Origin of the sequence: Rhodococcus sp. OK302 (genome assembly GCF_002245895.1) — a bacterium.
GTDB lineage: Bacteria > Actinomycetota > Actinomycetes > Mycobacteriales > Mycobacteriaceae > Rhodococcus_F.
Genome location: NZ_NPJZ01000001.1, coordinates 4,235,842 through 4,255,618 on the forward strand (window position 1 = coordinate 4,235,842; position 19,777 = coordinate 4,255,618).

Genomic DNA, 19,777 nt, shown 5'->3' on the forward strand with positions numbered 1-19,777 from the left:
CTCGTAGCACTCGCAAACCACGCCGGGATCCCCCGGTGTCGCTGACCGCCCTGTCATCGACACCGACTCACTTGTACGCGCCGTCTACGGACACGCCAAACAAAGAACTGGTGCGTGCAGCCACGAACGATCATGGAAGATGTGTTTCCCGACCTGATCTCGGACCGCTGGCGCACATGCCGTCCGGATCGTCCAGAGCCAACTTGATGTGGATCCTGTTCGCTCCGATCGACCACAGAATGCTCCGCGTGTCCGGGTCTACGCTGCCCCGAAAGATCGTCAACGTTCCTGCCCGAATGACACGCCCACAGCGCTTTTCGATACTTCGACCCCCGACGTACGGGCAATGCCGGATACGTGGCTTCGACTGTAGGACAACAGTATCGGCACCTGTCCACCTTCCCGCTGACCACTCTGCCATCCCAGACCCGACCGAGGATCTTGGAATGCTGGAGAGAGCAGCCGTTATCGCCTGCGCAAACACCCAGAAATGGATATCGCAAACTCGAATGGGATCAGGAAGCCGAAAAGATACTTGTTGTCCGACGAACAAATGTGTAGCGTGGGTCACGACACAGTTGGAAGCCCCTCCCCCGAGCAAGGGCATCAAATAAGGAGACACATGGCACCCGAAGCTGGTCCTCTCGTTCTCAGCGAACAAATCGACCACCACATCACCGTCATCACTATCAATCGACCCGAACGACGAAACTCGTTCGACGGCGCTACAGCGAAAGCCATGGAAGAAGCCATGGACGCCTTCGAGTCGGATAGCGATTCCCGCGTTGCCATCATCAGAGGCGCCGGCTCTTCTTTCTCCGCGGGGCAGGACCTCAAAGCCGCAGCCCTAGGAGACTTCGGCACAACAGAGCGTCGCGGCGCATTCGGAGTAATGGGGCAACGCCCCTCAAAGCCACTGATCGCAGCAGTCGAAGGGCACGCCCTCGCAGGAGGATTCGAGTTGTGTTTGGCCTGCGATCTGATCGTCGCGTCCAATGACGCGACGATGGGAATCCCCGAAGCAGCAAAGGCGCTCGTAGCGGTGGGTGGAGGCCTCTTTCGCCTCCCCAAGCGCATGCCTTACCACCTCGCCATGGAACTGGCTCTGACCGGCGAACCCCGATCTGCCTCCTACTTCGCACAGTGGGGCTTGGTCAACTACGTCGTCGAAACCGACTCTGTCTTCCCAACTGCGGTCGAACTCGCCCGCAAAATCGTCGCATCCGGTCCCCTCGCGGTCAAAGCCAGCACCGAAATCGTGCGACGCGCATACGACTGGACCGAAGAGACTGCATGGACGCGACAGCACGACTATGCCGGCCCTGCAATCAAGTCCGAAGACACGCAAGAAGGCATCCGAGCCTTCCTCGAAAAGCGTGACCCCGTCTGGAAAGGACGCTGACATGAACTTCACTCCCACACTCACCTCCGAACTATTGCGGGGCAAAGTGGCTCTGGTTACCGGCGGTGCGCAGGGAATTGGACGCGCGACCGCGGAGACTTTGGCCGCGAATGGTGCTTCTGTATGCATCGCCGATGTCGATCCGGCAAGAGCAGAGGCCGCGAAAGCCGAAATCGGCGGCGACACTTCGATCTTCGCCGGTGACCTGGTGGACCCCGCGGTTCCGGATGCGCTGATCGAGCACGTAATTCGTACGCACGGTCAACTCGATATCATCGTCAATGGCGCTGGCTACTCCTGGGACGCTCCGGTTCACCGGATGTCCGACGACCAGTTCCAAGCGATGCTCGACATCCATTTGCTCGCACCTTTTCGAATTCTGCGGGCCGCAGCACCCCACTTTCGCGACTCCGCAGCCAACGGCAGCGGCCGCACCCACGCTCGCAAGGTCGTCAATGTCGCCTCGCTCTCCGCGTCCTGGGGCAACCACGGTGCAGCGAACTATGCCGCGGCCAAAGCTGGCTTGGTCGGACTGACCCGGACACTCGCCTCCGAATGGGGTCGATTCAACGTCACCGTGAATGCAGTCTCCTTCGGAATCATCCAGACCCGCCTCGGCGCTCCCCTGTCCTCCAACGAGACGATCAAGACCGGTGGCCGCGAGATCCCACTCGGAATTCCCGACAAAACTTTGACCGCGCTCGGACTCGACACGAATTCCCCGGATATCTTTGCCGCGCAACCACTACAAAGGGCGACCCTCGGGCGCACGGGCACTATCCAGGAAGCTGCTGATGCCATCTTCTGGCTGGCATCACCCCTTTCCGACTACGTCACCGGACAGGTAATTGCGGTAAGCGGCGGATCCCGCGGGGGCTTCGACTGAGTCAGCCACGAGAGACAACTTTCCGTGCCTATCAAACTTGACCTCGCCATCGCGGATTGAGGCCAGGTCTCGGAGGAGACTTCATGATTACCAGTCAACGCAGTGGCATCTCGTTTGCGCCAGAGAACACCGGCACCATCTGTGCCATTGAAGACGACCGTGCACTGACATGGTCTGAACTAGATGACCTGTCGAATCGATTCGGCTCATCGCTCGAGCGTTTCGGGATTCGCCCCGGTGACGTCGTGGCTATCCGGCTTCACACTCGAATCGAATGGCTCATCGTCAATCTTGGCATCGCCAAGGTCGGCGCCATTGCAGTCGCGGTCAACTTCAAGCTTGCCCCTCCAGAGTCGACGTACATTCTCAAAGACTGCAAGGTCCGCGCCGCTATTGTCGACGATGCCGATCCCACGCCTCTAGTGGAGGCCTGGTCCGAACTGGATTTGGCCGCAATCATTACTCTCGACCAGCGAGTGGCCGGAGCGCACCTCTTCGAAGACCTTCTTACGGAGGGAAAGCCCGAAGCACGCCAAGCCGATGATTTCGCGCCGATCATCATCTATTCCTCGGGTACCACTGGTGCTCCCAAGGGCGCACCACTGGGCGAGTGGCAGTCCACACCTGATTCGGACGTTCGGCGAGACTACTCGCTGTCGGTGAACTTCGATGGCGCCGTCGCTGGATCCGGTTCGTCGATGTTGATCAACCTTCCGATGCATCACGGCGCGGGACCCGGGTATACACGGTCGACCTTGCTGGCTGGCGGGATGGTGATCTTTCAACGCCGATTCGATCCCGAAGACGTGCTGCGACTCATCGAGCTACATCAGGTCACCCACTGGATCGCCGTGCCAACGATGCTGCAGCGAGTACTGAGCCTTCCGGAGGAGACACGTTCCCACTACGACACATCCAGTATGAAGTTCATTCTGGGAGGGGCTGCACCGTTCGCCCCTCATCTGAAAGAACAGATCACGGACCTTTTCGGCGAAGTGCTCCATGAGATCTACGGTTGCACTGAAGCCGGGATGATGAGCGGGGCAACACCGAACGATCTGCGTGAGAGGCCCACTACCAGCGGCCGCGCGTTCCGTCATGTAGATCTAAAGATTGTCGACGAAGTTGGAACGGAACTGCCCGCGGGCTCGACGGGTGAGATTGTCGCACGGACTCCAGTAGTGATCCGTGGATACATCGGCAGAGGCCCGTTGGAGTCGGGCAAGGTCCTTCCCGGAGGGTTCTACCGAACGGGCGATGTCGGTCACCTCGATGAGGACGGCTACTTGTACATCTACGATCGGATCACCGACATGGTGATCGCGGGTGGCGCCAATATCTACCCCGCCGAGATCGAAGCAGTACTCGACACTCACCAGGATGTTGAACTCTCTGCCGTCGTTGGAGTTCCTCATGACGAGTTGGGCGAGCAGCCGGTGGCCGCGATTCAGCTCAGACCGGGCGCGTCACTGACGGCGGACGAACTGCTGAGCTATTGCAACGGTCGGCTGGCGAAATACAAGTGGCCACGCGAGTTTCACTTCGTGGATCAAATTCCGGTCAGTCCAATGGGAAAACTCCTCAAGCGTGAACTTCGAAAGGATCTACTGTGACATCCTCCGACCTATTGAACCTGTCAGGCCGTGTCGCCCTCGTGACCGGCGCAGGGCAGGGCGTTGGACGCCAAATCGCTAGCACTCTAGCCGATTTCGGCGCCAAAGTGATTGTGAATGACTTCGATCTCGACCGCGCGAAACAGGTCGCCGACGAAATCTCCGCCGCCGGTAAAGTCGCTATCGCTGCGCAAGCAGATGTCGGCGACTTCGAGCAAGTAAACCGCATGTTCACCGAACACGACCTCGGCCCGGTTTCGGTTGTCATCAACAACGCCGGCAACGCTGGCGCCGGCCCTGCCCCGACGACTCTTGTCCCCTTCTGGGAGCAGGAACCTCAGGACTGGCAGCGCTACCTGCACGTCAACCTCAATGGCGTGATGAACGTGACGCGGTGTGGTCTCGCGCAGATGGTTCCCAACGGGTGGGGTCGCATCGTCACCATCATCTCCGATGCCGCACGCGTCGGAGAAACCAACGGCATGGAGGTGTACTCCGGAGCCAAAGCCGGCGCAGCAGGATTCACCCGTGCCATGGCCCGGCTCGGCGGACGTCACGGTGTGACCGCGAACTGCATCGCACTCGGCGCAACTCGCACCCCCGCCATCGCGGACGCCATTCAAGACGAAGCATTCGCCAAGAAAGTTCTCTCCAATTACATCGTCCGCCGGTTCGGTGAGCCCGAGGATGCCGCAAACGCGGTTCTCTTCCTTGCTTCCGACGCCTCGAGCTTCATCACGGGTCAGACCATTCCCGTCAACGGCGGCTACTCACTCGCGCTCTAGAACTACACCGAAAGCAGCACTCATGACAAAAATCTCAGCCGACCCTCGGCTTTACGAGGTGAACGAAGACGGCCTGCCAGTTCTAACCGGGATCCGGGACAGCGGTGGGTTCATTTCATACCCTGTCCAGGACGCGGGGTCTCTATCCAACGGTGACCACGGCCCAGACTTGACCCCGGTCACCCTCTCCGGCCGCGGCCAGATCACGGCGACCGCAACGGTGCGACTCCATCCAGGTCCGGGTATCGAAACTCCCTTCACCGTCGCATCGATCCTGCTCGAGGAAGGTCCCCTTGTGCGGGGAATTCTCGACGCCGACGACCGCGGCTGCATCGGCGACACAGTGGTCGCCACCACCACAGCCGTTCCCCGTGGCGAGGACGAGGTCTATGAGCTACGGTTCCGCACCACTGAGAAGGAATCGAAATCATGACCAAGCATCTCCGGGAACTGCGCCCGGTCTACGTAGTCGGGATCGGCCGCCACCCGTTCCAGGCTCCGAGCAGCACACCATATATTCAGCTCGGGTTGACTGCGATCCGGCGTGCGCTCGACGACTCTGGCATCGCGTGGCCGGACGTCGAGAGCACTTTCACCGGGACAGCGATGCTCGGTATGGCCAGCTCACGCCCCATGCTCCGGCACCTCGGACTCAACGGCGCTCCGATGACGCAGATCGAAAATGCCTCGGCCTCAGGCTCTTCGGCGTTCCGTCTCGCTTGTCTCGACGTAGCCAGTGGCATCAGCGACATCTCTTTGGCCGTCGGAGTCGACAAGCCCGGCAAAGTCCGCCCCGCGCAACATGACACCGGTGTTCCCGAACTGTCTGCGGATCATGTTGCCCCTTTCACCCACTTCGCCTTACTCGCCGAGGAGTATATGAACTCCTATGGCGCCACCGCCGAGCAGATAGCCGGCGTCGCGGTGAAGAACTTCTCCAACGCTGCGCTCAACCCGTACGCACAGCGGCAGAAGGCCTTTACCCTCGACGAAGTCCTCTCCGGGTCCGCGATCTCGGGCATTCTGACCAAACTGCAATGCTGCCCGGTAGGGGAAGGCGCAGCCGCTGTCGTGGTGGTCTCTGACGACGCCATCAACCGACTCGGTCTCGATCGTTCCCGCTGCGTGCAGGTTCTGGCGTCGGTTCAACGTAGCGAACAGTTATACGGCGCCAAGAGCTTCGACGCGGAACTGACTCGCGAAACCACAGCCCTCGCATACGAACAAGCTGGGGTGGGACCCGCTGACATCGACGTGGTGGAACTGCACGACGCCTTCACCATCGAGGAACTGCAGTACCTCGAAGCCATGGACCTCGTGGCGGAAGGACAGTCAGCGAAAGCGCTCGCTGCCGGCGAGTTCAACCGAGGCGGCCGAGTCGCGGTCAGCACTTCGGGAGGCCTCCTCGGTTCCGGACACCCGATCGGCCCGACAGGGATCGCTCAGATCGCGGAGATCACCGAACAAATCCGTGGAGAAGCGGGCCCGCGCCAACACCCGGGAGCCAGAACAGGCCTCGCGCATATGGTCGGGCTCGGTGCCGTATGCGTCGTGCATATCCTCCAGGCACCAACACCAACATAAATCATCACGGACGCCGAGCGCGGTGTGATTATGCGCCAAGCTGACAGGTATGTACGACTGTGTCTGGAGTATCGCAGCCCTCGACAATAGTCGTCTCCAGAAGCGCGTCCGAGGCCGAATTTCCTCGAGTTCGCGCTGCCATCTGAGCCCATCAAAACAAAGGCACCGACTTGGTCAACAGGCTCGTGACCACTGTGGTTGGTGTCCCTTCTCGAACTACTGCCCACTGCCGCAGTGTCACGGCCCCTCGTGCTCACTGCGGCACCGGTGGCTGTCGCGCCGAACAGTCACCATTGTCGAACCCTCACCATTGGTGAAGAAAGGAACGCAGATGACCAAGGCAGTAATCGTCGATGTAGTCCGGATTGCATCCGGCAAGGGCAAGCCCGGTGGGGCGCTGTCCGGAACCCACCCCGTCGAACTGATGGCGCATGTCCTGCGGTCCATCGTCGAGCGCAATGGCCTCGATCCCGCTTTGGTGGACGACGTCATCGGTGGTTGCGTCGGCCAGGCCGGCGAGCAGGCCCTCAACATCACCCGTAGCGCTGTGCTCTCGGCAGGTTTCCCCGATTCGGTGCCGGCCACCACCATCGACCGCCAGTGCGGATCAAGTCAGCAGGCAGCACACTTCGCAGCCCAGGGCATCATCGCCGGTGCCTATGACATCGTCATTGCCGCTGGTGTTGAATCGATGAGCCGCGTCCCCATGGGTTTCACCTCGATGGGCAAAGACGCATCCGGCCCCGGCATCGCCGCTCGCTACCCCGAAGGCCTGATCAACCAGGGCATCTCCGCAGAACTGATCACCTCCAAGTGGAAGCTCGACCGCGAAGCGCTCGACGCATTTGCCGCACAGTCCCACCAGCGCGCCGCAGCAGCGTCAGCGGCCGGACTGTTCGACAAGGAGATCATTCCCATCTCGGTGACCAACGCTGCCGGAGAAACCGTTTCACATACCGTCGACGAGACCGTGCGCGCATCGACCACCGCTGAAGGTCTGGCCGGATTGAAGCCGTCGTTCTACTCCGAGAAGTACGCGGAGCGTTTCCCGCAGGCGCAGTGGGCCATCACCCCCGGAAACTCCTCGCCCCTCACCGACGGTGCGTCGGCCGCTCTGATCATGAGCGAAGAGATGGCGTCCAAGCTGGGCCTGACCCCGCGTGCCCGCTTCCATTCCTTCTCGGTCGTCGGCGACGATCCGTTGCTCATGCTCACCGCTCCCATCCCGGCGACGCACAAGGTGTTGGCTCGCGCCGGCCTGAGCATCGACGATATGGACACCTACGAGGTCAACGAAGCATTCGCTCCGGTGCCGCTGGCCTGGGCGCATGAGTTCGGTGCCGACCCGGCAAAGCTCAATCCGTGGGGCGGCGCCATCTCGCTCGGCCACGCACTCGGATCCTCGGGAACGCGTCTGCTCGCCACGATGGTCAACCACCTCGAAGCCACCGGTGGACGCTACGGCTTGCAGACCATGTGCGAGGGTGCAGGCATGGCAAACGCCACGATTATCGAACGAATCTGAATCACACTGTCCCCGAAAGGAATACACATGATCATCGGCGACAGTGCCATCATCAACACCGCCTCTGCCAGCGCGTACGACGGTCAGATCGACCAGGCTGCCTACTCCCCGTCCAAAGGTGGCGTCGTCGGCATCACCCTGCCATCTCCCTCGATCTCGCATCGCTGCTGATCCTCGTCAACACCATCGCGTCCGACCTGTTCAAGACGCTGCTGCTCAACAGCTTGCTGGAAGCCGCACAGGCGTCACTGGGCCAGCAGGTACCAGTTCCCTCCTGTTTGGGTGATACCAGCGAATATGGCGCACTGGCCACTCACATCGTCTCCAACCCCATGCGCAACGACGAGACCATCCGTCTCGCCGGCGTAATCCGTATGGCACCACGCTGATACCGAATTCCGATGGGACAACTATGAAACGCACGATATTCGACCAAGACCATGACGACTTTCGCTCAAGCGTCAGGGCCTTCATCGCCAAGCACATCAGCCCAAATCTCGAACGATGGGACTCCGAGGGGCTGATCGACCGCGAGGCATGGAAAGCTGCCGGCGAGGCGGGGCTTCTTGGTATTGCTGTGCCCAGCGAATTCGGAGGTGGTGACAACCCTGATTTCCGCTTCCGCATGGTGCAGATGGAAGAGTTTGCCCGCGTCGGCGCGAATTCCTTCAACGCCGGCACGAGCGTTCAAGACGACCTAGTGATCCCGTATCTCGCGGACCTCGGAACACAGGATCAGAACAGTCGGTGGCTGCCGGCACTATGTGATGGCACCGCCATCGGAGCCTTAGCGCTGACTGAACCCGGAGCCGGTAGCGACCTACAAGGTATCCGAACAACCGCTACCCGTGATGGCGTCGACTGGGTTTTGCAAGGCTCGAAGATCTTCATCACCAACGGTATCCTGGCCGACGTTGTCATCGTCTTGGCCAAGACAGCTCCCGAGTCGGGCGCGAGAGGCATGAGTCTGTTTATCATCCCCTCCAACACCCCAGGGTTTCGCCGCGGACGCAAACTCGAGAAGCTTGGACTTCGGAGCAACGACACAGCTGAACTTTTCTTCGATGACCTCAGAGTCCCTTCGGACAGTCTCCTCGGAGTAGAAGGACGAGGATTCGTTCATGTGATGGAACGCTTACCCCGCGAGCGAATGTCAATCGCGGCTACAGCGGTCGCCGCGGCCATGGCAGCATTCGAGTGGACGCGCGGGTATTGCTTCGAACGCCACGCCTTCGGACAGGCCATCGGCAATTTTCAGGCTACTCGTTTCACTCTCGCGGAGATCGCCACCGACCTCGATGCGGGTATTTCCTTCCTCGATCGAGCAGCACTGCTATTGAATGACGGTGAACTCTCCGCTGTCGACGCAGCAAAGGCGAAATACTGGCTATCCGACATACACAACAAGATTGTCGACCGGTGCCTGCAATTGCACGGGGGCTACGGGTTTATGCTCGAATACCCGATCGCCAGAGCTTACGCAGACGCACGTATTCTGCCGATCTTCGGCGGCACGAACGAGATCATGAAGGAGATCATCGGCCGCGACATAGCGGCTCACGCCGAATCGAATTAACCTATAAAGCAACAGCTTTGGTTTCATTCGACATGATCTTCCCCACTGCCACACCACCATCCCCGACATCTAGGCGGACATCAAACTGCAATTCCCGAGACATGAGGGTCCCGATGCTCGTCCCGATCACCGCCGGCCGCTTCGATACCCACGATGCGCGCGCACCTTCGCCGACTCGGCACACACGGGCACTGTCGCGCCAACTACGAGGTTCCACAGGGCATCGGATTCGGGTGCAGAATTGCGAGTCGCATGTTGCTTTGAGTGGTTCAGGCGAAGACCGGGTTTGTCGGTGATCTCACGCCAGATGGTGAACTACTCGGGTATCACCTGCCAGTACTCCCCCCGGCGACAATCGGTGTCGGTTCGCCTTGAAGTCTGGCGAAATCGATGAGAACGCCGACGGATTGGGTCGGATCTTCAGATAGTGACAGGCCTCATTCTTGCGCAAGACCACTACTTTTGAGGTCTGCATGGACTTGTTCGATGATGGCAAGCCAGACGTCGAAGATTCTCGGTCGCAGGTCCTGAGACGCCCCACCCGACGAGGCGCTGTGCATTCTCCTGGGAGGCGACCCCTTCGACCCGAAATGGAATGTCACGAGCCAGCGACCCAGTACGGCGCAACGGCCAATTTCCGTCAGCGTGGTGCAGTTGTACCCAATCTTGTGTGGGGTTACATCTGGAGGCCGTCGATAAAGAAGGACATTTTGCTTGTCAGTTGGCCAGTAAATGATGTAGCTTGTGATAGTCAACACAATTTGCAAATTGCCAACCGTGAATCACACCGATGGAGAATGTGATGACGGTACGGCCGAGGTGAGTCCCGGACTGTTGCCCTTCTTCGTTCCCACCCGGACGATTTGACCCCGACGGGCACGTCGTCCATAGGTCGACGATCTCGCCACTGGTATCCAAATATGTTGACTTGTAAGTACATACGTGGAACAGACCCCACGTAGTCCTCACCGTCATGTGCATTTTTGATGCAAAAGTGCGCCACCGTCCCTTCCCGAACAGCAACACAGAGCAACGTACATGCACGTGTCGATGACCGCGTATCGTCAATTCGCCTTGTGGTGCTACGCATTTGAAAGTGAACCCATTGAACAGCACACCGACAATGCAGCAGTGTGCCAAGCCTGCTGCCAAACGGCCACTCGGACTTCCACCCCGAGTTGCGATATACGTCATCGGCGCCTTGCTCATTCTGTCCGCGGACAGCGAGACGCTGTCCATCCTGCCGCTACTTCGCGAGTTATCCGTCGAGTACGGACTGGATGCAGCACAGATCGCCTGGGTGGTGGCACTACCGGGATTGACAGCGGCTGGATTCGTACCGGTCATGTCGCGCTTGGGTGACATGTTCGGCGTCCGGCGGATGCTGATGGTCAGCCTGACAATAGCGGGTGTCGGCAACCTGATCTGCACTCTTGCAGACGGTCCGACAGGCATGATGGCAGGGCGAGCATTAATCGGTGGTGGAGTCGCGTGTATTCCGCTGTTCTACGCCTATCTGCGCTTGCAAAGCGACACCGAAGGGGAAGTGAATTCAGCAGCTGGATTCATGACAGCCATGATCGGTGGCGGTTTGGTCGTCTCGTTCATCCTCGGCGGCGCCATCATGGAGCTTGGCGGCTCAGTGCGGACTGTCCTGTGGATCATCACCGGATTATCTGTAGTCGTGCTCATTCTCCTGTGGGTTGCGTTACCCGAAAACCACACTCGCGTAAAACATCCGTCGACTACGTCGGAGCCGTTCTGCTCGTCGCAGCGCTCACGGGACTTGTTCTCGGGCTCAGCAAAGGAAACGACTGGGGTTGGATTTCGATTAGTACTGTCGCCTCTCTCGGCGGAGGGGTGATCCTTCTGGTGATTTGGGCTGTATGGGAGCGACGTATCGACTCTCCGATCATCGACCTCAAAGTGATCCTGCGTCGTGAGGTATGGCCGGCATTCATCGTTTGTGCGCTGACATCGTTTGTAGGTTTGTCCGCGGTACTGACAGCGAGTCAGTATCTGCAGACTCCCGAGAAGGTGGGCTATGGCTTTGGCATGACCCCACTTATGGTTGGCCTCTACTTCCTCCCACTGGGAATGATGATGGCATTTGGTGGCATGATCATGCGCCCTATCATCGGGCGTTTCGGTGTGCGGGCCGTCTCTGCGCTCGGCGGACTGGTAACGATGCTGACCTTCGGTTGGTTCTCGATGACAGACGAAGCATCTTGGAAGTTTCTGGTGATGCTTTTCTTCCTCGGAACGGCCTACGCCTTGACTGTCACTGCAGGGGCATCAGCGTATTTGCGAGCCTCACGACCCGGTGAAACCGGAATGGTCAGTGGCGCTGCTCGTATAGTTGCCTCGGCGCTCGGCGCGATCGGCCCTGCAATTGTCACCGCACTGCTGACGGCATCGTTCATTCCGAAGACCAAGGTGCCGGAAGGCAACAATTACGACAACGCGTGGATGTTCTTCGCACTGTGTGGGGCGATCGTCATGGTGATCAGCTTCCTGATTCGACAGTCAGCGGTGAGAAATGATCTCGCGCCCAACACGGTTCAAGAAGTATAAGCGAGCCGGCCGTTGAATCGCGGCGAATGGCAACCTCATGTTCAACTTGCCGTTCGCCGCGTGTGTTTCCCTCCTGGAAGGACGCCATTTGATGAGCCACTCAGCATCCGAATGCGTGTGAATGCAGATGGCGGCGTACCCATTCGGAATGCACGAAGCGCTCCCGGGAAAGACCATGACCCACAGCTTGTTCGGCTCGTCTCGGGTGACCTTACGGTCCACGAGATCACTAACGGTTGAGGTCTGATGCTGCGGGCGTTTCCGTTTGTTTCCCGGAAGTCCCTTCACACCAGCAGGTCTCATCAACAATTCGGCACAGCCGTGTCCCACGGAAATGCTGTGGCCGAGGATGAGCCTTCCGTGGATCCGGCGGGCATTGTCGGTTCCGTTCGATCCCATCTGCACCTCGGTGATCAGCTGCGTCGGACAGGCACGTCCTAGCGAGCGTTCCGAGGGTGGGCTATTGCGCCACTCCTAGAAGCCGCACTCCGACACCTCCAGAACGCGGTACGCGGTCTGGATGGGCAGACCTTGGTCATATCTCGACCGCTTCGCACCGACTTCTGGGAGCACCACCGACTTCAGCAACTCGGTGAACCCTTAGCGATGTCAGGCTCGGTCTCCAGTACGTCTCCGCCGCCACGGCAACGCGCACATACCTCGATGAGTAGTCGTGGATCGAGGAAATCGCTGATCGCACATCACTGAACCTGGTGACGATCGGCACCATCGATCCCGCGCTGTCGGAGTCCGAGATCATTGCCGACCTCGAACGTCAGGCCCAAAGTGACCGATTCTGCGGAGTACGTGTGCTCTACGACTTCCACCCCGACAGCACCGCAGCACGCGCTGTGCTGCAATGGCTCAACGATCGCAACCATATATTCGACTTGGTCACGCAGCCGCCGAACATGTCGGAGTGGCTACGCACTGTCGAAATTTATCCAGACTTGGCTGTGGTCTTCTAGCACTACAGCCGGCCCTCGTCAACAACGGGCGCTGAGCAAAACCAATGGGACGACGCGATACGCGCGTGCTCGGAGCGCACGAACGCATTGTGCAAGATCTCCGGGTTGGGGATGCTGACCGCCGACCTGTCACCGGTAGCACTGCGACCATGGATCGAAAGTGCGATCAAGATATTCGGTTGGGACCGTGTTGCTTTCGGATCGAACATGCCGATCGAAACAACGGTCGGTTCCTACAGACAGCTCATCGCGATCGACTGCTGCGCGGACGTGGAGACGATACCGTACCCACTCGCCTGCACCGAAGACCTGAGGGAAACGGAACGTCTTGTCGAAGACCCCGCATCTCGTTGCATCACAATGGAAATAGATACCCGTGACAGCGCCCGCATACGAACTGTCGTCAGCCGAAGCATCTCCGAATTCGGGCGGCTGGACATCTGCATCGCGAACGCGGGCGTGGTGAGTTTCAGGAAGATCACGGACCTGACCGACGCTCAATGGGCCACTATGATCGACATCAACCTCACCGGGGTGTTCAATACTCTTCGGGCTGCTGCGCCCCCGATGATCGAGCAAGATTTCGGCCGCATCATCACGGTCGCATCTATGGGCGGTCGAGCGGGCACGCCGAATCTCGGGGACTACTCCGCCGCTAAGTGGGGAGTGATCGGACTGACGAAATCCCTGGCCCTCAAGATGGCAAGGAGTGGAGTTACCGCGAACACCGTCTGCCCGGGAACCGTACGCCAGCCTCAATCCCATGCGAGTGCCCTGGAGCGAGGTGTCCGACGCTACGGCCGTCGTCTTGTACCTGGCCTCCGATCAGGCCCGGTACGTCTCCGGAACGACCCTCGAAATTAGCGCTGGTGGATCCGCACGCCTCCCGTGAGATGACACAGAAGTCAGTGCATTGGACCGACCGGATAGTCACGTCTTGCAACTTTTCGAGACTTACAGCGCGGCAACCAAAGCCTTTGCCGCGCGGGCGATCGCCAATTCCTCATTGGTGGGGACAACCAGCACGGCGACCGCGGACTCTGCTGAGGAGATCCGCCGTTCGTCGCGACTCTTCGCCTCGTTGACAACCTGGTCGACATCGATACCAAGACGGGAGAGACCGGCCAGGCTGTCGCGTCGTACGTCCACGTTGTTCTCCCCGACGCCGCCGGTGAAGGTGATGACGTCGACGCCGCCGAGTTGAACGATGAAGGCGCCGATGTACTTACGGAGCATATGTACGTAGACGTCGTACGCAAGTTTGGCGTACTCGTCGCCGCCCTCGATCAGTGCGAGCAGGGCACGGAAATCGTTGACTCCCGAGAGACCCTTCAAACCGGAGCGACGGTTGAGAAGGTCGTCGATCTCGTCGACCTTCATGCCGGAGTTGCGGTTGAGGTGCAAGATGATGCCGGGATCGATGTCTCCGCTCCGTGTACCCATGACCAGACCCTCCAGCGGAGTGAGGCCCATAGTGGTGTCGATGGCCTTGCCGCCCTTGATGGCCGAGGCCGAAGCGCCGTTTCCGAGGTGCAGGACGATCTGATTCAACTCGGCTGTATCCTTGCCGAGGAAGTCTGCAACCCTTCCTGCCACGTATTCGTGTGAGGTCCCGTGGAAGCCGTACCGGCGAATCTGGTTGGCCTTGGCCACCTCCCGATCGATCGCGTAGGTGGATGCCGCCGCGGGCAGCGTATGGAAGAAGGCGGTGTCGAACACGGCTACGTGCGGAACATCCGGGAGTTCTTCGCGTGCTACCTCGATGCCGATCACGTTGGCCGGATTGTGCAGTGGCGCAAGGTTCGACAGGTCCGCGATGGCCTTCACAACGCCGTCGTCGATGAGTGTCGGCGAGTAGAACACGTCACCACCGTGTACGACGCGATGCCCGACGGCGATGATGCCTGCCTCGCTCAGCGGCCGCCCGACCTCGGCGACGATGGCGAGCACCATCTTCAGACCCGCACGGTGGTCTGCGATGGGAAGGCTTCGATCTTCGACTCCGGTGCGGTGGTTGTAGACGATATGGCCATCGGTCTCACCGATACGCTCGATGAGACCGTGCGCCACCGATTCCGACGTATCCGGATGTACGAGTTGAAATTTGATGGATGACGAGCCGGAATTAATGACCAGTACGGTGCCGTCGCTCATACTTACGCTCCCTGTGCCTGAATTGCCGTGATAGCCACGGTGTTGACGATATCCTGGACCAACGCTCCACGTGAGAGGTCGTTGACCGGCTTGTTCAGTCCCTGCAGCACTGGGCCGACGGCGATTGCTCCGGCGCTGCGCTGCACTGCCTTGTACGTGTTGTTGCCGGTGTTCAGGTCCGGGAAGACGAATACCGTGGCTTTGCCCGCCACCAACGAATCCGGCAGTTTCTTGTCCGCGACACTCTGTTCGACGGCCGCGTCGTACTGAATGGGGCCCTCCACCAACAGGTCCGGTCGACGCTCGCGGACCAGGGCGGTCGCGGCGCGAACCTTGTCGACGTCGGCTCCGCTGCCCGAATCACCGGTGGAGTACGAGAGCATCGCGATACGCGGATCGATACCGAACTGCGACGCCGTCTGCGCCGACGAAATGGCGATGTCCGCCAACTGCTCCGACGTCGGGTCGGGGACAACGGCGCAGTCACCGTAGGAGAGAACGCGGTCGTCCAGGCACATCAGGAAGATGCTCGACACCGTCGAGACACCCGGAGCAGTCTTGATGATTTCGAAGGACGGCCTGATCGTGTGGGCGGTGGTGTGGGCGGCGCCGGAGACCATGCCGTCGGCAATCCCCAAGTGAACCATCATCGTTCCGAAGTACGAGATGTCGGCGATCACCTCACGGGCCCGCTCGATGGTCATTCCCTTGTGCACACGCAGCGCGGTGTATTCCTGTGCGAAGCGCTCGGTGTACTCGGACTGCGCGGGTGCGAGCACCTGCGCACCGCTGATGTCCACGCCGAGTTCTGCCGCCCTCCGACGCACACTCGGCTCGTCGCCGAGGATCGTCAGGTCCGCAACCTGACGCTGCAGCAGTCGGCCGGCAGCGCGCAGGATCCGGTCGTCGTCCCCCTCCGGCAAGACGATGTGCTTACGGTCGCGGCGCGCACGGTCGATCAGCTTGTACTCGAACATCTGCGGGGTCACGACGGACGGAATCGGCAGCGTCAGACGATCCATCAGCGCCTCGGCGTCGACTCGTTGCTCCATCAAACTCAGGGCGGTATCGACCTTGCGCTGTGAACCGACACCAACCCGTCCGCGGGTTTGCGCTGCGGCGCTGGCGGTGTCGAAGGTGCCGAGGGTTGTCGTGAGGATAGGAAGGCGCTGTTTGAGGCCAGCCATCAAGGCCGCAATCGCGGGGTGCGGCGTGATTCCGCCGTTCATGATGATGCCAGCGAGCGACGGAAAACCTTCTGCCTCATGAGCATTGAGCAGGGCGAGTAGGACGTCGGAGCGATCACCCGGCGCGATGACAACCATGCCCTCGACCAGTCGCTCGAGGATGTGCTCGGCGGTCATTCCACCCACCATCACCTTCAACGCCTCGCGGTGCAGCAGTTCCGGGTCTCCCGAGTACAACTCGCCGCCGGTGGCCTCCATCAACTCGGTCATCGTGGGCGAGACGAGCAGCGGAATCTCCGGCAGGCTCCATGTCGGAACGCCGATGTCGGACATCGCTGCCGTGACCTCGTCGAGCTTGTCGGGATCGCAACGATTGGCGACGACGGCGAGCAGATGGGCATGGTTGGCAGCCAGCTCGGCGGCGCACAGATGCGCGAGCTGAGCGACCTCGTCGACGCTGCGCCGAGCACCTCGAACCGCCAAAAGGACCGGCGCGCCGAGGTTCGCGGCGATGCGGGCGTTGAAACTGAGTTCGCTTGGGCTCGTGACGTCGGTGTAGTCACTTCCGATGATGACGACGGCGTCACACTGCTCTGCCACGGTGTGATACCTGGCGACAATGTCCGCGAGTGCCGCTTCCGGGTTCGTGTGAGCTTGCTCGTAGGTCACGCCCAGGGAGTCGGCGTACGACAGGCCCGCGGTCGTGTGCTCGAGCATCAGTTCGAGGATGTAGTCGGTCTCCTCGGTCGACCGAGCGATCGGGCGAAATACGCCGACGCGAGCGACGGTCGCGCACAGCATCTGCAGCACACCCAGCGCGATGGTGGATTTTCCGGTGTCACCTTCGGGGGAAGCGATGTAGACACTCGACACGGCAGCGGGCGCTTCTGACATGCCCACCAGCTTAGTGTGGCCGAAGACCTACCTTTTCGCGGATCGTGTTCTCGCTCACGGCATATCCGACGAGCGGTCGAAACCGGGCGGACGAACGGTGCCTGTCACGCGTTGAGCGGCAGGGCACATCAGTCGGATTGAAAAACATCAGTCGTCATTGCTCAACGCCAGCTGCCCACGCCGCTGACGGGGGGCCATTACACCTCTCCGGCGGTTGATTCTCTAGGGTCTGCCGAAGTCCGCGCGCACGTTATGCACCACGTGCGCCTAGATGGCCGCGTCTTGTGCGCAATCCTGGAGACGGAAACGTACCTCGACTGCCTGGAGACGAGAAGGCGCAGATGCATGTCGGCGGCGTGCAGTTGTGCCTACCGGTCGTACCTCGACTGGAGTGAACGCACGCTCGACAGAGCCGCCAACTCCACGACACCTGCCAAATCCACAAGGTGCACGGTGCGGAGTTTTTCGCAAAAGTCTCGGCTGCGTGTTTACCGATTGAGCAAGGCTTTGGCGTTGCGAACTTCGGGGATGCCGATCTTCTTGGCTGAAATAAGGAATGTCGGTGCTCCGAGGACGAGTACCGCCACCAGCGCTGCTGCTGCGGCCGCGCGAGGATTGTCGATCAGCTGATGCGACGCCCAGACTGCGATGACGCAGACAACACCGGCGGCTATCGACGCCCACAGCACCCGCGAGAACGTCTCGAGTACAGCGTGGAAGCCGAGTAGGCCGTAGCGGTGACGCAACACCAGGTGCCCGGTGACCGCGCCGACGATGTAGGACAGCGAACTCGCGACCGGCAGCATCACCACAATCGCCTGATCTGGAAGACAGGCGACACCAAGCGCGATAGCAGCTATCTTTGTGGCCACCATGGCGGCGTTGATCAATGCCGGGGTGCGCATGTCGTTGCCCGCGTAGAAGACACGCAGTTGCAGCATGACCAACGCGAACGGGGGAAGCCCGAACGCCGAGAGCGCCAACGCGAGACCGATGAGGCGCGCGGCATCGACATCGACGCGGCCGACAAACATCACCGTGGTCAGTATCGGCCCGAGCAGGGTCATCGCGACTGCGGCAGGGACGAGAGCGAGCACCGAGTACCGGGCGGCGCGGCCGATGTCGGCAAGCAACGCATCACGGTCCCCGACAGCTACGGCACGAGAGATGCGCGGCATGAGCACGGTCAACAGGGACACCCCGAGGATGCCGTACGGCACCTGGAACAGCAGGTCGGCGTACGTATAGGTCGAGACTCCGCCGTAGCTGAACGCGACTCTGAGTACGACCGCGACACCGACCTGACTGATCGCGACGTACAGCAGCACCCAGCCGATCAACCTCGCACCGACGCGGACCGGTCGCCACGTGTACGGCACTGGTCGAACCCGCCAACTCCACCGGAATCCGGTACGCCGCAACGCTGCCACCGTCCACACGGCCTGCCCCACGATCCCGATCGTGGTCCCGAAACCCAAGACGAGAACCTGCGCGGTTGTCATGGTCGACGGCAGCAATGTCACCGGTCCCGGCACCGCCGCAAAGACCACAACCGTCGCAAGCACGATCAGGTTGTTGACCACCGACGCCCAAGCCGCCGGCGCATAGCTCTCACGCACGTTCAGCACCGCCGTCACGGTCGCAGCGATCGCGTAGAAGAAAATCTCCGGCAACAGCAGGTACGCGAGCACAGTCGCCAACTGCGACTGCTCGGCATCCGATACCAATGCGACGGCGAGCAACGGGGCGCACGCCACCGCTATCGCCGTGACGACCGCGGCTCCGAGAACTGTTGCCAGCAGTAGACGTTGGGTGAAAACCCGCGAATAGGTTCGTCCGCGGAGCCGTGCCCGAGCCAACACGGGGATAAGGACACTGCTCATCACGCCGCCAAGGAGCAGTTCATACACCATGTTCGGCATGCTGTTCGCGCCGTTGTACGCGTCGCCGACGGCCGCTGTACCCAGTACCGCCGCCAACGCGAGGGTGCGGATGAAGCCGGTCGCGCGACTCACTGCAGTCGCTATGGCGACTGCACCTGTCGCGCGCACGAATGTGTTCTGAGAAAAGGCCATTCGACCATTTTGCCTCAACTCGGTACCCCGTCCAGGGCGCGCGGCCAGAACTCTGGCGTGCCATCAACTGATCGGAGAGAAATAGCAACGCAGCTGGTCGAATCCGGGCAACGTCCATATCGTCAGCCGACCTTGCACGCCAGGTCAGTCCTGCACCGATTCGGTTGCTTCGTGCTTTCGGTGACGGCTTCGCTCGATTCCGCAGAATCAGCGAGGTCTACCGAATTCCTCGACGTCGACGGAAAAGACTTTGGCGTCGGCTGGCGTGGACCGGCTGCTCACACGGCCAATGTGGCAGTCGGCCCCGACCAGCAGATCACACTGGAGGCGAAATTCATTGCTGTGGAACAGCTTGCAATACGAAATCGCGCTGACACGACGACACCGCTGATTCTTGCATTCGAGAAGATCGGGCGAGAAGGACTGCCCCGCCCGATCTGGTGACCTCAGCACGATTGTCAAGATGGCCAACCTTGAGTGACACCCCGTCACATCAATATCGACACTCGTACGCTTTGTGACCTGCATGGAACCTAGCAACAGTCGATATCAGC

15 protein-coding genes and 2 pseudogenes are annotated in these 19,777 nt (G+C 60.4%); 14 read left to right on the forward strand and 3 right to left on the reverse strand.

The annotated features are described in order from the left end of the window. Window positions 1–622 precede the first annotated feature (622 nt). The 13 genes and pseudogenes from BDB13_RS19475 to BDB13_RS32585 form a co-directional block, all read left to right on the forward strand. A complete protein-coding gene (locus tag BDB13_RS19475) occupies window positions 623–1,402 on the forward strand; it encodes a crotonase/enoyl-CoA hydratase family protein (RefSeq protein WP_094273140.1) in 780 nt (259 codons plus the stop codon). A gap of 1 nt (window position 1,403) precedes the next feature. Next, on the forward strand, window positions 1,404–2,288 hold the full coding sequence (locus BDB13_RS19480) for an SDR family NAD(P)-dependent oxidoreductase (RefSeq protein ID WP_094273142.1): 885 nt from the start codon (window positions 1,404–1,406) through the stop codon (window positions 2,286–2,288). 83 nt (window positions 2,289–2,371) lie between these two features. Then, the gene (locus BDB13_RS19485; RefSeq protein ID WP_094273144.1) at window positions 2,372–3,901 is read left to right on the forward strand and encodes a class I adenylate-forming enzyme family protein; all 1,530 of its coding nucleotides are present in this window, start codon (window positions 2,372–2,374) and stop codon (window positions 3,899–3,901) included. Beyond that, window positions 3,898–4,686 (forward strand): SDR family NAD(P)-dependent oxidoreductase, encoded by a 789-nt coding sequence (locus BDB13_RS19490; protein WP_094273146.1) that lies wholly within the window; start codon window positions 3,898–3,900, stop codon window positions 4,684–4,686. The genes BDB13_RS19485 and BDB13_RS19490 overlap by 4 nt, the downstream gene beginning before the upstream one ends. 22 nt (window positions 4,687–4,708) lie before the next feature. Next, window positions 4,709–5,119 carry an OB-fold domain-containing protein gene (locus BDB13_RS19495; protein WP_094273148.1) on the forward strand — a complete coding sequence of 137 codons (411 nt, stop codon included), beginning with the start codon at window positions 4,709–4,711 and terminating at the stop codon, window positions 5,117–5,119. After that, window positions 5,116–6,270: a thiolase family protein gene (locus tag BDB13_RS19500; protein ID WP_094273150.1), complete on the forward strand. Its 1,155-nt coding sequence runs from the start codon at window positions 5,116–5,118 to the stop codon at window positions 6,268–6,270. The genes BDB13_RS19495 and BDB13_RS19500 overlap by 4 nt, the downstream gene beginning before the upstream one ends. 331 nt (window positions 6,271–6,601) lie before the next feature. Next, window positions 6,602–7,795, forward strand: coding sequence for a thiolase family protein (locus BDB13_RS19505; RefSeq protein ID WP_094273152.1), 1,194 nt, complete (start codon window positions 6,602–6,604; stop codon window positions 7,793–7,795). Between the two features lie 48 nt (window positions 7,796–7,843). Then, window positions 7,844–8,184: pseudogene (locus BDB13_RS19510) on the forward strand (SDR family NAD(P)-dependent oxidoreductase); the annotation flags it as partial. 23 nt (window positions 8,185–8,207) lie between these two features. Continuing rightward, window positions 8,208–9,371 carry an acyl-CoA dehydrogenase family protein gene (locus tag BDB13_RS19515; RefSeq protein ID WP_094273154.1) on the forward strand — a complete coding sequence of 388 codons (1,164 nt, stop codon included), beginning with the start codon at window positions 8,208–8,210 and terminating at the stop codon, window positions 9,369–9,371. A 1,096-nt stretch (window positions 9,372–10,467) separates the two neighbouring features. Beyond that, on the forward strand, window positions 10,468–11,235 hold the full coding sequence (locus tag BDB13_RS19520; RefSeq protein ID WP_141210664.1) for an MFS transporter: 768 nt from the start codon (window positions 10,468–10,470) through the stop codon (window positions 11,233–11,235). Then, window positions 11,133–11,945 (forward strand): MFS transporter, encoded by an 813-nt coding sequence (locus BDB13_RS19525; protein ID WP_254923037.1) that lies wholly within the window; start codon window positions 11,133–11,135, stop codon window positions 11,943–11,945. The genes BDB13_RS19520 and BDB13_RS19525 overlap by 103 nt, the downstream gene beginning before the upstream one ends. A 713-nt stretch (window positions 11,946–12,658) precedes the next feature. Next, window positions 12,659–12,913, forward strand: a complete 255-nt coding sequence (locus tag BDB13_RS19530; protein WP_094273160.1) for a hypothetical protein — start codon at window positions 12,659–12,661, stop codon at window positions 12,911–12,913. Window positions 12,914–12,925: 12 nt separating this feature from the next. Next, a pseudogene (locus BDB13_RS32585) lies at window positions 12,926–13,777 on the forward strand (SDR family NAD(P)-dependent oxidoreductase); the annotation flags it as partial. 90 nt (window positions 13,778–13,867) lie between these two features. On the opposite strand, the gene BDB13_RS19540 reads toward BDB13_RS32585, so the two are convergent. From BDB13_RS19540 to murJ, 3 genes are all read right to left on the reverse strand, one after another. After that, entirely contained in the window at window positions 13,868–15,067 is a 1,200-nt protein-coding gene (locus BDB13_RS19540; RefSeq protein ID WP_094273164.1) for an acetate kinase, read from the reverse strand. 2 nt (window positions 15,068–15,069) lie between these two features. After that, the gene (gene pta, locus BDB13_RS19545) at window positions 15,070–17,148 is read right to left on the reverse strand and encodes a phosphate acetyltransferase (RefSeq protein ID WP_094273166.1); all 2,079 of its coding nucleotides are present in this window, start codon (window positions 17,146–17,148) and stop codon (window positions 15,070–15,072) included. 488 nt (window positions 17,149–17,636) lie between these two features. After that, the gene (murJ, locus tag BDB13_RS19550; protein ID WP_094273168.1) at window positions 17,637–19,223 is read right to left on the reverse strand and encodes a murein biosynthesis integral membrane protein MurJ; all 1,587 of its coding nucleotides are present in this window, start codon (window positions 19,221–19,223) and stop codon (window positions 17,637–17,639) included. A 180-nt stretch (window positions 19,224–19,403) separates the two neighbouring features. On the opposite strand from murJ, the gene BDB13_RS19555 reads away from it, so the two are divergent. Next, window positions 19,404–19,667, forward strand: coding sequence for a hypothetical protein (locus tag BDB13_RS19555; protein ID WP_141210665.1), 264 nt, complete (start codon window positions 19,404–19,406; stop codon window positions 19,665–19,667). Window positions 19,668–19,777 lie beyond the last annotated feature (110 nt).

Excerpts from the sequence above, each read along its gene's own strand:
- BDB13_RS19540 (WP_094273164.1), bottom strand. The coding sequence starts at position 15,067 with ATGAGCGACGGCACCGTACTGGTCATTAATTCCGGCTCGTCATCCATC.
- BDB13_RS19485 (WP_094273144.1), top strand. The coding sequence starts at position 2,372 with ATGATTACCAGTCAACGCAGTGGCATCTCGTTTGCGCCAGAGAACACC.
- BDB13_RS19480 (WP_094273142.1), top strand. The coding sequence starts at position 1,404 with ATGAACTTCACTCCCACACTCACCTCCGAACTATTGCGGGGCAAAGTG.
- BDB13_RS19505 (WP_094273152.1), top strand. The coding sequence starts at position 6,602 with ATGACCAAGGCAGTAATCGTCGATGTAGTCCGGATTGCATCCGGCAAG.
- murJ (WP_094273168.1), bottom strand. The coding sequence starts at position 19,223 with ATGGCCTTTTCTCAGAACACATTCGTGCGCGCGACAGGTGCAGTCGCC.
- BDB13_RS19515 (WP_094273154.1), top strand. The coding sequence starts at position 8,208 with ATGAAACGCACGATATTCGACCAAGACCATGACGACTTTCGCTCAAGC.
- pta (WP_094273166.1), bottom strand. The coding sequence starts at position 17,148 with ATGTCAGAAGCGCCCGCTGCCGTGTCGAGTGTCTACATCGCTTCCCCC.
- BDB13_RS19495 (WP_094273148.1), top strand. The coding sequence starts at position 4,709 with ATGACAAAAATCTCAGCCGACCCTCGGCTTTACGAGGTGAACGAAGAC.
- BDB13_RS19500 (WP_094273150.1), top strand. The coding sequence starts at position 5,116 with ATGACCAAGCATCTCCGGGAACTGCGCCCGGTCTACGTAGTCGGGATC.
- BDB13_RS19475 (WP_094273140.1), top strand. The coding sequence starts at position 623 with ATGGCACCCGAAGCTGGTCCTCTCGTTCTCAGCGAACAAATCGACCAC.